Origin of the sequence: Treponema sp. (genome assembly GCF_045641405.1) — a bacterium.
Lineage (GTDB): Bacteria > Spirochaetota > Spirochaetia > Treponematales > Treponemataceae > Treponema_D.
Genome location: NZ_JAZUGX010000073.1, coordinates 101,941 through 114,472, shown reverse-complemented (window position 1 = coordinate 114,472; position 12,532 = coordinate 101,941). Strand labels below are relative to the sequence as shown.

The window sequence follows — 12,532 nt, the reverse complement described above, 5'->3', positions numbered from 1 at the left end:
TTCAGTGTGTCGTAGGAAATCCACGGAATACATGAAGCATCAAACCAGTTTGGATGATTCACTGCATCAAGACCATATTCACGGGTTGCCTTTGCCTTTTCTATGTCAGCCATTGCGCCTGCATAAAATTTTTCATAATTTTCAAAATCTATGACTTTGTAATTCATTTTATTTTTCTCAAGCATTTTATGTATTGTAATCTTATTCGCCGATCCACCACTCCGGAGTAATGTCTCCAAGTTTTATAATTCTCTCTGTCTCATAGTCCATAAGAATTTCAATGTCCTTGTATGTCTTTGGCATAAGTTGAACCATAAGTTCACGGCATGCACCACAAGGAGCACCCTGTTTTCCGTTTGGGATAATAGCAACTACTTTTGTAAATTCGTTTTCTCCGTTTGTAATCATGTTGAAGATTGCGTTTCGCTCGGCACAGATTCCTAAAGTTGAGCAGGTGTCAATGCAGACTCCTGTATAGATTTTTCCACTTTTTGAAAGAATGGCAGCGGAAACTTCTCCGCCTGATACATAGTCAGAAATCTGTCTTGGATTCTGCACTGCCTTTGCGGCGTTGTAAAGTTCTGTCCAAATTGCGTCCATTTTTTTTCTCCTGTTATTCTTTTATTCCCCAAAGTTCAAAGGGTCTGTTTTTTAATTCTTTGGCATAAAGGCTTACAACATCCCAAATGTCAAAATACATTACATGACAGTTGCCGATGTAGGTTTCCTTTATCAGTCCTTTTTTGTAGGCCATGCACTGGATAGTATACCATGCTTTTAGTGGCGGATGTCCCGTTTCAATGAACCATTCTTCAGGCGGATAGATTTTGTTCACTTCATCACCTGGAGCATACTGTTCATTGATTTCCTTTGGAGTGTGAACTTCCATGTAGTGCATGGCTGTAAGCTTGTAAATGTCGACTCCAAAAAGAAGTGCCTTTCCGCCATTGTGGATTGCATAATCAAGTCCGCCGGTCAAGGCTTCCTTTCCGTGCTCTCCCCAGCCGCTTGTGCTGATTACATCGCTGCCCGTGTATGTGTCAGGAAGACTTCTGAAAGTGTCTGCAATAATTCCCATGGCAGTTTTCTTTTCATCGCGATCAAGTACCTTTATCTTAACCTTGATGCCAAGTTTTTTGTCTTCTTCTGTAGGTTCCATTTCATGGCTCAGACGAAGGGCCGGCATGAAGATGCTTCCTTCTTCTGTAACAGTTTCTTTAAGAGCGTCGATTACAGTCTGTGCACCTCCAGCAACATTTCCAAAGCTTTTCAATGAACTGTGGACTTCAAGGATCATGCCTTTTTCAACGCCAAGTTTTTCAAGAGCTGATTTAATGTCTTCCTTTGTTACGGTTTTTGGACCTGCAACAATGTTATCCCAGTCTGCACGCTTGATTGAATATGCAAAAGAAATCTTGTTTTTTGGGTCAAGATATTCCTTTACTTTTCTCATTCCGTTTGCAACAGCCGTTGAATAGGAACCAACATTTGTGTACTTCATGTAGGAATAAATTTCGTTATACTCAGTATTGGTAAAAACCCAGTCACGAACAGCATGGGCAGCTTCCTTTGCAAATCCACGGCGCCAGTATTTTTTGTTAATGTGATATCCAATTTCAGGAAGAAGTTCACCGTCAATGTTCTGGATAGTAATTCCGCAGTCACCGATGAATTCCTCTGTTTCTTTCAACACAACAGCCCAAAGTCCAAAACCGTATTTCTCGTAGTTTTCAAGATTCCATTTTATCCAGCCACGGGTTTTCTCTTCATCAAAAGGAGCTGGATAATGCTGCATTGTTTCAGGATCACTTACAATTTCGTAAAGTGCATCAAAATCATCCATCGTGTAATTTCTTAGGATAAGCCTTTCGGTTTCAATCATTTTTTCACCTTCAATTATCTTAGAGACTTAATTACAAGTCCATTGTCTTATCATATTTTTTATGGCGGTCATAATAGCAGGTAAGCAGCAGAAATTAAATACGGAGGACAGGTCAATTTTATCAGATAAAATGATTATTTTGCCAATGTGCTTCAACCATCATTCCATGGAAGTAACTTTTTCTATGTCATCAAAGTCTTTTGTTGATAATTCTTTTAATTCAATCATAAACTTTCACTCTTTTTTTTATTCCTTATATGACGTTTGCCACTAACCTCTTCCACATCAATACAGGCAACCATAGTTTTTGCAAGTTCCATCATTCCGTAGGCAATTTTTTTTACACCAGCCGGAATTTTATATCCGTTATGAAGCATAAGGGAATCAAGGCCTTCAGTTTTTTCAGGAGACTTTTCCAGGAAGCGCACTTTGCCAAAACCGATTACACTTTCGTAGTAACAGGTCCACTTACATGCATCAGCCTTATCTCCTAAAGAATCAACTTCAACACCACATTCACAGCTAAAGCTTACTGCAGGATTTTCCTTGAGGGCTTCAACTTTCTTCCCCTCGCCGGCACCGTGAATATAAATTGAAAGTTTTTTAGTTCTATCTTCTTCTTTTACGATATATCCGAAATTAACAAGAACCGAATAAGGTTTCCTTCGCTTATCATTGCAAGATGAAGAACCTTGCATTTATCAAGAATGGAAATTATTTCGTCAAAATCTTTTACTTCCCTATCTTTTCTTCTCATAGTTTCCTCACTTCAAGTTAATCAATGTAAGACCTGATCTCTGTCCAATCTGTAAGGTACTCTTCTTGCGTTCAACCTAATAAGCTAAGACAAACAAAAAACTCCAAGCCTTAAGTTTTTTGGATATTACCTTTTTTACCGCTTAATATTTCAACAAAAGGAAAAAATGCACCTGAAATAGTCAAAATTCGACAAAAAAGGTAATTTTCAAAATATCCTATCTACTGTAAATTGTCCCACATGAAAAAACAAAATACAAGAAAAATCATTTTGATGTCATTAATTGCATTCTTCATTTTTAGTCTGGCTTCCTGCAGACTTATTGAAGATACCATCAGTTGTTCTGACAATGCCTATTGGGAAGACAGTGCCTGTAATAAATTTACGGTTACTTTCAGTGAAAAAACCAGGGAAAACAAGCATGTTAGAATCGATATTCATACAAAAAAAGATTTTGGTGATTGCTGTTCTAAATCCAACTATTCTCTAAATAATTCTACAACTTACAATCTGACCAGAAGTCTACATTCAGGAGAATACATAGAAATTTACTGGTGGGATTCTTTTCACAGGAAAACCCTTTACGGGAAAGACTAATCAAAAATTCACAATATTTTCTGCATAAAACACAACATTTTTTCCGGCGGATAATTCTTGAGCCTTTGAGGTTTCAATTTCTGCGCAGAACAATCCGCTGGAAGATGAATCAGACTTTACCTTAATTCTGGTTGTTTTCCCAAGGAAAGTTTTTGAAACTACAGTTCCCGAAAATTTCATGTCATCATTTTCTTCTAGGGTAAACCATTCGTTTCTCACCATTACATTCCCAAAATAATTGGCACTTCCAGTAAAATCTGCCACCTGTTTTGTTTCTGGCTTGTAATAAAGTTCAGGACCTGTACCCTGCTGCAAAAGTTTTCCATGATCAATCACGGCAATGTTGTCGCTCAAGCCCATGGCTTCTTCCTGATCGTGGGTAACATAGATTGTTGTAATTCCAACATTCTGCTGAAGTTCCTTAAGTTCTTCCCTAAGCTGGGAACGGAGCTTTGCATCAAGACTTGAAAGAGGCTCATCCATAAGAAGTATTTCCGGTTCAAGAACAAGGGAACGCGCAAGGGCAACTCGCTGCTGCTGCCCGCCGGAAAGTTCATGAGGATATCTTTTTTCAAGACCAACAAGACCTAAAAGTCTTAGGTTCTGTTCAAGTTTATAGTGCATCAATTCCTTCTCATGGGAATGCAACTTCAATCCATATAGAATATTTTTTTCAACGGTCATATGGGGAAACAATGCATAGTCCTGAAAAACGTATGCGATTTTTCTTTTATTTGGTGCGATTCCTTTCTGAGAGTTTCCGTTTACAAGAATTTCACCAGAGTCAGGAGAAATGAAACCCGATGCAAGGCGAAGCAAAGTAGTCTTGCCGCAGCCTGAAGGACCAAGCAATGTAGTAAAGCTTTTTTCTTCAACTGCAAGGGATAAATCATCTATTATTTTTATCTTTCCATAACTGAAAGAAATATTTTTAAATTCAAGAATTGTGTTCATAGAATCTCCTTTTCAGAAGTTTTTCTGCAAGCAAAATTGCAAAGGTGATCACGGTCAGTACAAGAGCAAGGGCCGCTGCCTGTCCCCAGTCCCCCTGCTCTGCAAGATTAAGAATCTTTAGGGATGCAAGAGGTGTATCAAAGGACACAAGGAAAATTACCGCGCTTACGGTTCCAATTCCCCTTGATAAAGTATAGATGAAAGAACTTAAAATTCCTTCGCTGCACAAAGGGGCAATAATGGTTCCGCATATTCCTGTTCTTGTACTACCAAGGGAAAGGGCCGCATCATCCAAGGTAGTTCTTATCTGCATCATGGAAGAAGAAATTATTCTATAGGAGAAAGGAATGAAACCAACGGAAATTGCGGCAATCACAAGAACCCTTGCATTGTGAAAATTGAGTGCCGAGGCAAGCAAAGAAATTGCAAGACCGTGAAAAGTTCCTGGAATTGCAGCCGGAACCTGAATCAGCACATCAATGGTTTTCTTCAACGGAAAAGAAGACCTGTGAACAAAGAAAGATGCAAGGAAAGCAAGAATCGTGCTTAAAGCCGCCCCAATCAAGGCATAAGAAATGGAATTGAACAAAGCCTTTCCATGGCGTGCCACAGAAGTGATGTGGTTCATTGTGAAGGTTGTATTTATCCCCCAGAGCTTCTGGAAGCTGCCTGCCACAATGGATGCAAACTGGGCGATTACAATGAGGGAAAGAACTCCGCATAAAATGAAAAGAATGATTCTTGATGCTGCTGAACTTTTAATCTGTGTACAAGAAGAAACTCTCCCGCCTACAGTTGCCGTTTTTATCGCATACTTTTTTACAAGCCATGCCTGAATCAAAAACAATATTACAGAAGGCACAAGGAGAATTATTCCTAGAACTACACTAACAGAAGAATCGACCCAGCCTGTAAGCTGCGTGTAGATTTCAACGGCAAGAACCTTATAGCGGCCAGCAACAATCAAGGGATTGCCAAAGTCGCTCAAGATGCTTACCAGGATGAAAAGGAAACTTGCGCTGATGCCAGGAAGGGAAAGAGGAAGTGTTACTGTAAAAAACATTCTTAGTCTGCCTGCTCCTAGGGACAAGGCACTTTCAGCAAAATGACCATTCATGTTTCCAAGGTTCTGTGCGCAGATTAAAAATGCTATTGGAAAAAAACACAGAACCTGGGCAACTAAAAGTCCCCAGAAACCATAAAAGGAAACATCAAGTCCTAAAATTGTTTTTGTGATGAAACCCTGACGCCCCGCAAGCAGAATGAAGGAAAGTCCTCCAACAAAAGGCGGCGTAATCAAATGAAGGACAGGAACAACGGCAAAATATTTTGAAAACGGAACTTTTGCGACGACAACTGCGTAGGCAAAACCGTAACCGAGAACAACGGAAACCAGCGCTCCCCAAAAAGCGGAACGCACACTGTTGCCCATTACTGCAAGAAATTTTCTGGAATTGAAAACGGTAGCAAAAGATTCAGTCTTCACTTCAGCAAAGATTCGAAGCAAAGGGAAAAGCATGGTTGCTGAAAGGACTGCAATTACAGTGCCCCACAGAAACCAGAGAAGAATGTCTTTTTCCTTTGCTACAGTTTTATTCAACTATTTCTGCCCACCTTGAAAGAACTTCTTTTTTCTGTTCAGCCGCAGCCTTTGAATCGTAGTCGATGAGATCTATCTGGTCCAAAGTGATGGAACCTTCCTTAAGTTTTGCACGTGGATTTGCCGGGAGCGTGTAGTTCATTCCGCTTAAAACTTCCTGTGCTTCCGCGCTCAAAATGAAGTCAACGAATTTTTTCGCTTCCTCCATGTGGGCCGCATTTTTTGTGATGGCAATGCAGTCAACGTCACCTACAGAACGAGGAGGAGCCACATAGCCAACGTCAAAGCCCTGATCCTTGTATTTTGCCATCATGTGAAGATATGAAACACCCAGGGAATACTCGCCTGTGCCCAAAAGTTTTGCAGGTGCGCTTCCGCTGTCTGGAAACTGACCGACAAGTGGAGCAAGAGTTGAAAGATAATCCCACCCCTTTTCCATTCCAAGGCGCTGAAGCTGGTTCTGGACAAAAAGGTAGGCTGTAGATGAAGCCTGTGGATTTGTCAAAACGATTTCGCCTTTGAATTTTTCATTGAGCAGGTCGTCCCATGTAAGCGGAACTTCAACACCTGGAAACTTTTCCGCAAATCTTTTTGTGTTGTAACCGATCCCCAAAGTGAGGACACAGAAGCCTGTATAGGTTCCGTCTGAAGAAAGAGCATATTCAGGATAACCTTCAGCTTCCGGTGAAACATAGGATTCAAGGGCACCTGCATCGCGGGCAAGAAGATGATAGGAAGTTGCCCCACCAAACAAAATGTCTGCCTGAGGATTATCTTTTTCTGAAATAAGACGGTTTACAAGTTCGCCGGTAGAAGCACGCAGATACTGAACGGGAATGCCGGTCTTCTTTGTAAAGAGGCTGCAGATAACCTCGGCTTCTGATTCATGTATAATAGAATAAACCTTAAGAGTATTGTCCTTTTTCTTGGAACAGCCGCAAAGTGCAGCACATGCAATAAGGATTGCAAAAACTGAATTTCTGATCTTCATGGAGCCGATGATAGTCCTAATCTGATATTATTAAAATACCCAGTTTTCGCTAGTTTTTATATAACCAGATTATTGTGATATTTTATGCGGATGCAAGTTCCATCTGGGAAAGTTCTTTCACCTTTTCTACAGGCAGTTCCAGGAGGGTGGCAATCTGTTCAATGGACATATTTCCGTTCTTGATCATCTTTTGAATAAGCTCGGCCTTTCCCTCAAGTTTACCTTCAAGTTTGCCTTCATTAATCAAAGTCGTAAAATATCCAGCCATATCAGTACCTCCTTGTTCATTGAATATGCTTTCATTATACACCGTTTCTATTTCATTGTCATTTGTCAAAATTTTCATGAGTTTAAAAAACTCGTCCACATGCTTTATCGTATCTTTTGATCCACGATATTCTGGAATCTTTCTTCGCTTCACAAAATAATCGGCGATGATCTTAAAGTCACTTTTAAAACCAAAGGAGTCTGTCCCCTCTGTCACATCCCTTTTAAAATCCAAGTAAACAAAACACAACAAATTCAGTATATAAAACTTGACTTTTAATAAAAATAGTCTTAGTTTTTTAGTATGAAGGAAATCTTAAAGGAATTGCGTACAAAGAACAGATACTCTCAGGAACTGCTGGCAAAGATACTAGGACTTTCCCGTCAAGCTTACATGAAATATGAATCAGGGGAAGTTGAACCATCCGTGGAAATCGTCAGAAAGCTTGCAAAAATATACAAGGTTCCTTATGAAGTACTGATTGACAATCAATTTGAAAGTGGTTCCAAAACAGATAAGAAAATCTCCTATAAATGCAATCACGATGGTTATATTGCCGTAGCTTCTCCCGCTCCTGCGTTTTCTGAATCTCCTGTTTCTTTTGACATAAATACAGATTCCAGATTTGCACATTTTTCAGAAATTTTATTCCAGATGCAGGAAATGATTTTATCCTTGCAGACGGAACTTAATTTTCTGAAGGAAAAACCAGAAACTAAAAAATCCGTCTATTCAAAATCAAAAAAATTTAACAAGACTGATTTTTTTGAGCAGATCGGAACAGTAAAAATGGATCCTTCCTACATAGCAAAACTGCGGGAGGAAAGCCTCATATGATTCTTTTAGATACAAACGTCGTCATCGATATGATAAACAATTCACAAGATGCACATTGGGAATTACTGAACAAGGAAGACGTGGTTGTTTGCGGGATTGTAATTGCAGAACTTTACAGAGGAATCAAAAATGCTGCGGAAAAAAATGCAGTTGAACTGTTTGTGAATGCAGTAGATAAACTTCCATTGGATTCTGATGCATCAGGGGAAGACTGGAAAAAGATCGGGATGTTCATTGCAGATTTACGAAAATCTGGGCTTTCCGTTCCCTTCCAGGATGCAGTGATTGCATATCTTGCCATAAAATACAAGACTACATTATGCTCCAATGACAAGCATTTCAAATTGATCCAGACGGTGAATGAAAAACTGCAGCTGGCCCAATAAACTAAACAGGTCCTTTAATGCTTTTTTTTCAGGCAGCTGGTTATATTATTGTCGTAGTAAACAAATGCCTAGATATTACAGAATTCACAGCGCAGACATAGCCTACCTTACCTGGCAGCCCCGTGGAATTTTTACCGCCATCTGGAAAGCCGTAAAAAACACACCGGTTGATCTGAAGGTCAAGACTGAAAGATTATGATGACTCACATAATGCCAGACGAAAACTTCACAATCTTTTAACAATCTACTATAATTGCGCATAAAAATTACCTGCTGTAATTTTTACTCGCCGAGTTTCTGTTTCGCAAAAACTCGCAAGATAAATTGATAAACTATTGTCGCGCCCTCCATGGCACGTGAAACAAAGGAGTTATAAAAATGGCATACCCATTCAAAAACATTGAACCGAAGTGGCAGAATTACTGGGATAAGAACAAGACATTCCGTGTAACAGAAGATGAAAAATTTTCGGCAGACAAGAGACGCTATGTTCTCGACATGTTCCCTTATCCATCGGGAGCAGGCCTTCACGTTGGACATCCTGAGGGCTACACTGCAACAGACATTTACTGCCGCTACCTTCGCATGAACGGCTACAATGTTCTTCACCCAATGGGATATGACGCTTTCGGTCTTCCAGCAGAAAACTATGCAATCAAGACTGGAACACATCCTTCAATCACAACAAACGCAAACATCGAGAACTTCACACGCCAGATCAAGGCACTCGGTTTTTCTTATGACTGGGATCGCTGCGTTTCTACATGTGAACCAGATTACTACAAGTGGACTCAGTGGATTTTCCTCAAGCTCTACGAAAAGGGACTTGCCTACGAAGCAGAAACTCCAATCAACTGGTGTCCAAGCTGTCTTACAGGTCTTGCCAACGAAGAAGTAAAGGAAGGAAAGTGCGAGCGCTGTGGTGCAGTTGTTACACACAAGACAATCCGCCAGTGGATCCTGAAGATCACTGAATATGCAGAACGCCTTCTTGAAGACCTTGATACACTTGACTGGCCAGACAGCGTTAAGGCCATGCAGCGCAACTGGATCGGAAAGTCATTCGGTGCAGAAGTTGATTTTGAAATCGACGGACATGCGGGCGAAAAGCTTACAGTCTACACAACTCGCTGTGATACACTTTTTGGCGCTACATACATGGTAGTTGCTCCAGAACATCCTGCAGTAAAGAAGATCACTACAGCTGAACAGAAGGATGCCGTTGAAAAATACATCGAAGAAGCTGCAAAGAAATCTGACCTTCAGCGCACTGACCTTGCAAAGGACAAGACAGGTGTTTTCTCAGGAAGCTATGCAATCAACCCTGTTAATGGAAAGAAGATTCCAATCTGGATTGCAGACTATGTTCTCATTTCATACGGAACTGGTGCCATCATGGCCGTTCCTGCCCACGATGACCGCGACTGGGAATTCGCAAAGAAGTTCGATCTTCCAATCATTGAAGTTCTCAAGTCGGAAGTTGATGTTCAGACACAGGCTTGGACACAGGACGGAATCCACGTCAACTCAGGCTTTGTAGACGGACTCAACAAAAAGGATGCCATCGCAAAGATGATTGAATTCCTTGAGGAAAAGAAAATCGGTAAGGCAACCGTAAACTACAAGCTCCGCGACTGGATCTTCAGCCGTCAGCGCTACTGGGGTGAACCTATTCCTCTGGTACACTGCCCTTGCTGCGGAACTGTTGCTGTTCCAGAAAGCGAACTTCCAGTTAAGCTTCCTGATGTTAAGTCTTACCAGCCTACAGGTACAGGTGAATCACCTCTTGCAGCCATCGACTCCTGGGTTAACTGCAAGTGCCCTAAGTGCGGAAAGGATGCAAAGCGCGAAACAAACACAATGCCTCAGTGGGGCGGTTCATGCTGGTACTACCTGCGCTACCTTGATCCAAAGAACAACGATGCTTTCTGTTCAAAGGAAGCTGAAAACTACTGGATGCCTGTTGACCTTTATGTTGGAGGAGCAGAACACGCAGTTCTCCACCTTCTCTACGCAAGATTCTGGCATAAGGTTCTCTATGACTGCGGCGTAGTTTCTACAAAGGAACCATTCCAGCGCCTTATCAACCAGGGACTCATCACTTCTTTTGCTTTCCAGCGCAAGAACAAGACTCTTGTTCCAACTGATGAAGTTGAAGAAAAGGACGGCAAGTACATTGAAAAGGCAACTGGCGAAGAAGTTGAACAGATCATCGCAAAGATGTCCAAGTCTTTGAAGAACGTAGTAAACCCTGATGAAATGATCGACCAGTACGGTGCAGACAGCGTGCGCATGTACGAAATGTTCATGGGACCGCTTACAGTTTCTAAGCCTTGGAACACACAGGGGCTCGTTGGTATCAACCGCTTCCTTGACAAGGTTTGGCAGGTAAGTGAAAAGCCAATGGCAGATATCGACATTACAGCAAAGATCGAAGACAAGGCACTTGTAGAACTCCGCAAGACTTATGCAAAGACAGTTGCAAAGGTAACAAAGGATACAGCCAACCTTGACTTCAACGTAGCAATAAGCCAGATGATGATCTTCATCAACGAAGCTTCAAAGGTAGAAAAGATGCCTAAGGCAATGTGGGAAGGTTTCGTCCTCATGCTCAGCCCATACGCTCCTCACCTTGGTGAAGAACTTTGGGAAAAGCTCGGTCACACAAACACAAACGCCTACGAAGCATGGCCAACCTTCAGCGAAGAATACTGCAAGGAAGACACAAAGGAAATCGTTGTCATGATCAACGGAAAACTCCGCGACAAATTTGAGGCTGCAGCCGACTGTGATGAAGAGACAATGAAGAAGATGGCCGTTGAAACAGAAGGCTACAAGAAATTTACCGACGGCAAGGAAATCGTTAAGGTTATCGTTGTCAAAGGCAAGATGGTAAATTTCGTTGCTAAATAAATCAGGAAACTGAAACTTTAAGCTTCAGTTTCCTGAACGAGAATTTCAGCATGCGCTGAAATTCTCGTCCGTAGACACACGACACCAAGTCATAAATTTCCTTCTATGAAAAACTCATTCAGCACTTACCATCCAGTTTTTACCATATTTTTTTTAGTTGCGGTATTTTTCTTTTCCGGCTGCAAAGTCAAAACAGTTCTTCCTCCCCAATCGAAGATTTGCATGGATACTGTATGTTCAGTAAATGCTTTCGAAGATGGAACCATTGAACTTTACAATTCCATTTTTGAAAAACTCGATTCAATAGAAAAAAAATTCAGTCTTACGATTCCTGACTCTGAAATATGCCTTGTAAACAAAAACGCAGGCATCAGTTCAGTTGAAGTTTCAAAGGAATTTCTGTACGTAGTAAACACCGCGCAGAAAATTTCGGAGCTTACAGACGGAGCCCTGGACATTTCCGCAAATCCTCTTATTGAACTATGGGGCATCAACACTGACCACGCAAAAGTTCCTGATCAAGATGAAATAAAAGCCGCAATGGAAAAAGTCGACTGGAAAAAAATCACTACAGACAGCGATTCTGTTTTTCTTGAAGAAAAAGGAATGAGCATAAACCTTGGAGCAATCGTGAAAGGCTATGCCGCCGATGAGATCATAAAAATTCTCAAATCATACAAAGTAAAAAAATCCGTAGTTGATCTTGGAGGCAATATCTACATGTTCGGCAAAAAAGCCGACGGATCATTCTGGAACGTTGGCATAAAAAATCCCAAGGATCCCAATGCCACTCCCCTGCTGATAATTTCCACCGCTGAAAAATCCATTGTCACAAGTGGAAACTATGAACGCTATTTTGAAAAAGACGGAATACGCTACCATCACATATTCGACACAAAGACGGGAATCCCTTCAGCAAACGGAACAGCATCCGCAACAATCGTCTGTTCCAAAAGCATACTTGCAGACTGTCTTTCCACGGCTTTTTTTATCATGGGGAAAGAAAAAGCAGCAGCCGTAATTCCAACGATCGAAAAGGAATTCAAGACGAATATCGCAGTAGTTTTCATCAACGACAAAAACAATTTTTCAACTCTAGGTGAAATAGAAATTCACGAAATGTAACTCAAGGGCGAAAGTTAAAAAAAATTCGGCATCTATTGATTCAAACGCTTTTCCCCCATCCCTATCTCAGTGTACAAGAATCGGGAACTGAAAGTTCCTGATTCTTAGGGCGAAAGTTAAAAAAGTTCCCGGCATCTAGTAATTCAAACGCTTTTCCCCCATCCCTATCTCAGTGTACAAGAATCGGGGACTGAAAGTTCCTGATTCTTGGGGCGAAAGTTA

General features: G+C 41.1%; 13 protein-coding genes and 1 pseudogene. 6 read left to right on the top strand and 8 right to left on the bottom strand.

Going from position 1 to position 12,532, the window contains the following annotated elements; genetic code table 11:
- From ACKI39_RS11835 to ACKI39_RS11820, 4 genes and pseudogenes are all read right to left on the bottom strand, one after another.
- Positions 1-185 (bottom strand): annotated as a pseudogene (locus ACKI39_RS11835) (hypothetical protein); the annotation flags it as partial.
- Between the two features lie 16 nt (positions 186-201).
- Positions 202-600, bottom strand: coding sequence for a cytidine deaminase family protein (locus tag ACKI39_RS11830; RefSeq protein WP_318690132.1), 399 nt, complete (start codon positions 598-600; stop codon positions 202-204).
- A 13-nt stretch (positions 601-613) separates the two neighbouring features.
- Positions 614-1,882, bottom strand: coding sequence for a GNAT family N-acetyltransferase (locus tag ACKI39_RS11825; protein WP_407400782.1), 1,269 nt, complete (start codon positions 1,880-1,882; stop codon positions 614-616).
- A gap of 224 nt (positions 1,883-2,106) precedes the next feature.
- Complete coding sequence (locus tag ACKI39_RS11820; protein WP_407400780.1) at positions 2,107-2,580, bottom strand: pyridoxamine 5'-phosphate oxidase family protein; 474 nt, start codon at positions 2,578-2,580, stop codon at positions 2,107-2,109.
- Between the two features lie 299 nt (positions 2,581-2,879).
- On the opposite strand from ACKI39_RS11820, the gene ACKI39_RS11815 reads away from it, so the two are divergent.
- Positions 2,880-3,236, top strand: a complete 357-nt coding sequence (locus ACKI39_RS11815; protein ID WP_407400778.1) for a hypothetical protein — start codon at positions 2,880-2,882, stop codon at positions 3,234-3,236.
- Here the strand turns inward: ACKI39_RS11815 and ACKI39_RS11810 are convergent, their stop codons facing one another.
- From ACKI39_RS11810 to ACKI39_RS11795, 4 genes are all read right to left on the bottom strand, one after another.
- Positions 3,237-4,190 carry an ABC transporter ATP-binding protein gene (locus ACKI39_RS11810; RefSeq protein WP_407400776.1) on the bottom strand — a complete coding sequence of 318 codons (954 nt, stop codon included), beginning with the start codon at positions 4,188-4,190 and terminating at the stop codon, positions 3,237-3,239.
- On the bottom strand, positions 4,174-5,790 hold the full coding sequence (locus ACKI39_RS11805; RefSeq protein WP_407400774.1) for an ABC transporter permease: 1,617 nt from the start codon (positions 5,788-5,790) through the stop codon (positions 4,174-4,176). Before ACKI39_RS11805 ends, ACKI39_RS11810 begins: the two co-directional genes overlap by 17 nt.
- Positions 5,783-6,781, bottom strand: a complete 999-nt coding sequence (locus tag ACKI39_RS11800; protein ID WP_407400772.1) for an ABC transporter substrate-binding protein — start codon at positions 6,779-6,781, stop codon at positions 5,783-5,785. Before ACKI39_RS11800 ends, ACKI39_RS11805 begins: the two co-directional genes overlap by 8 nt.
- 82 nt (positions 6,782-6,863) lie before the next feature.
- A complete protein-coding gene (locus ACKI39_RS11795; protein ID WP_407400770.1) occupies positions 6,864-7,049 on the bottom strand; it encodes a hypothetical protein in 186 nt (61 codons plus the stop codon).
- A 303-nt stretch (positions 7,050-7,352) separates the two neighbouring features.
- On the opposite strand from ACKI39_RS11795, the gene ACKI39_RS11790 reads away from it, so the two are divergent.
- The 5 genes from ACKI39_RS11790 (at position 7,353) to ACKI39_RS11770 (ending at position 12,310) form a co-directional block, all read left to right on the top strand.
- Positions 7,353-7,886, top strand: a complete 534-nt coding sequence (locus ACKI39_RS11790; RefSeq protein WP_407400768.1) for a helix-turn-helix transcriptional regulator — start codon at positions 7,353-7,355, stop codon at positions 7,884-7,886.
- A complete protein-coding gene (locus tag ACKI39_RS11785) occupies positions 7,883-8,272 on the top strand; it encodes a PIN domain-containing protein (RefSeq protein WP_407400766.1) in 390 nt (129 codons plus the stop codon). Before ACKI39_RS11790 ends, ACKI39_RS11785 begins: the two co-directional genes overlap by 4 nt.
- A 64-nt stretch (positions 8,273-8,336) precedes the next feature.
- Complete coding sequence (locus ACKI39_RS11780; RefSeq protein WP_407400764.1) at positions 8,337-8,471, top strand: hypothetical protein; 135 nt, start codon at positions 8,337-8,339, stop codon at positions 8,469-8,471.
- 179 nt (positions 8,472-8,650) lie between these two features.
- A complete protein-coding gene (gene leuS / locus ACKI39_RS11775; RefSeq protein ID WP_407400762.1) occupies positions 8,651-11,185 on the top strand; it encodes a leucine--tRNA ligase in 2,535 nt (844 codons plus the stop codon).
- A 222-nt stretch (positions 11,186-11,407) separates the two neighbouring features.
- Positions 11,408-12,310, top strand: a complete 903-nt coding sequence (locus tag ACKI39_RS11770) for an FAD:protein FMN transferase (protein ID WP_407400760.1) — start codon at positions 11,408-11,410, stop codon at positions 12,308-12,310.
- The last annotated feature ends 222 nt before the right edge of the window (positions 12,311-12,532 follow it).

Bases quoted from the DNA above. Each gene is read 5' to 3' on its own strand.
- ACKI39_RS11820 (WP_407400780.1), bottom strand. From the start codon at position 2,580: ATGCAAGGTTCTTCATCTTGCAATGATAAGCGAAGGAAACCTTATTCG.
- ACKI39_RS11815 (WP_407400778.1), top strand. From the start codon at position 2,880: ATGAAAAAACAAAATACAAGAAAAATCATTTTGATGTCATTAATTGCA.
- ACKI39_RS11780 (WP_407400764.1), top strand. From the start codon at position 8,337: ATGCCTAGATATTACAGAATTCACAGCGCAGACATAGCCTACCTTACC.
- leuS (WP_407400762.1), top strand. From the start codon at position 8,651: ATGGCATACCCATTCAAAAACATTGAACCGAAGTGGCAGAATTACTGG.
- ACKI39_RS11825 (WP_407400782.1), bottom strand. From the start codon at position 1,882: ATGATTGAAACCGAAAGGCTTATCCTAAGAAATTACACGATGGATGAT.
- ACKI39_RS11790 (WP_407400768.1), top strand. From the start codon at position 7,353: ATGAAGGAAATCTTAAAGGAATTGCGTACAAAGAACAGATACTCTCAG.
- ACKI39_RS11795 (WP_407400770.1), bottom strand. From the start codon at position 7,049: ATGGCTGGATATTTTACGACTTTGATTAATGAAGGCAAACTTGAAGGT.
- ACKI39_RS11810 (WP_407400776.1), bottom strand. From the start codon at position 4,190: ATGAACACAATTCTTGAATTTAAAAATATTTCTTTCAGTTATGGAAAG.
- ACKI39_RS11770 (WP_407400760.1), top strand. From the start codon at position 11,408: ATGGATACTGTATGTTCAGTAAATGCTTTCGAAGATGGAACCATTGAA.
- ACKI39_RS11830 (WP_318690132.1), bottom strand. From the start codon at position 600: ATGGACGCAATTTGGACAGAACTTTACAACGCCGCAAAGGCAGTGCAG.
- ACKI39_RS11800 (WP_407400772.1), bottom strand. From the start codon at position 6,781: ATGAAGATCAGAAATTCAGTTTTTGCAATCCTTATTGCATGTGCTGCA.
- ACKI39_RS11785 (WP_407400766.1), top strand. From the start codon at position 7,883: ATGATTCTTTTAGATACAAACGTCGTCATCGATATGATAAACAATTCA.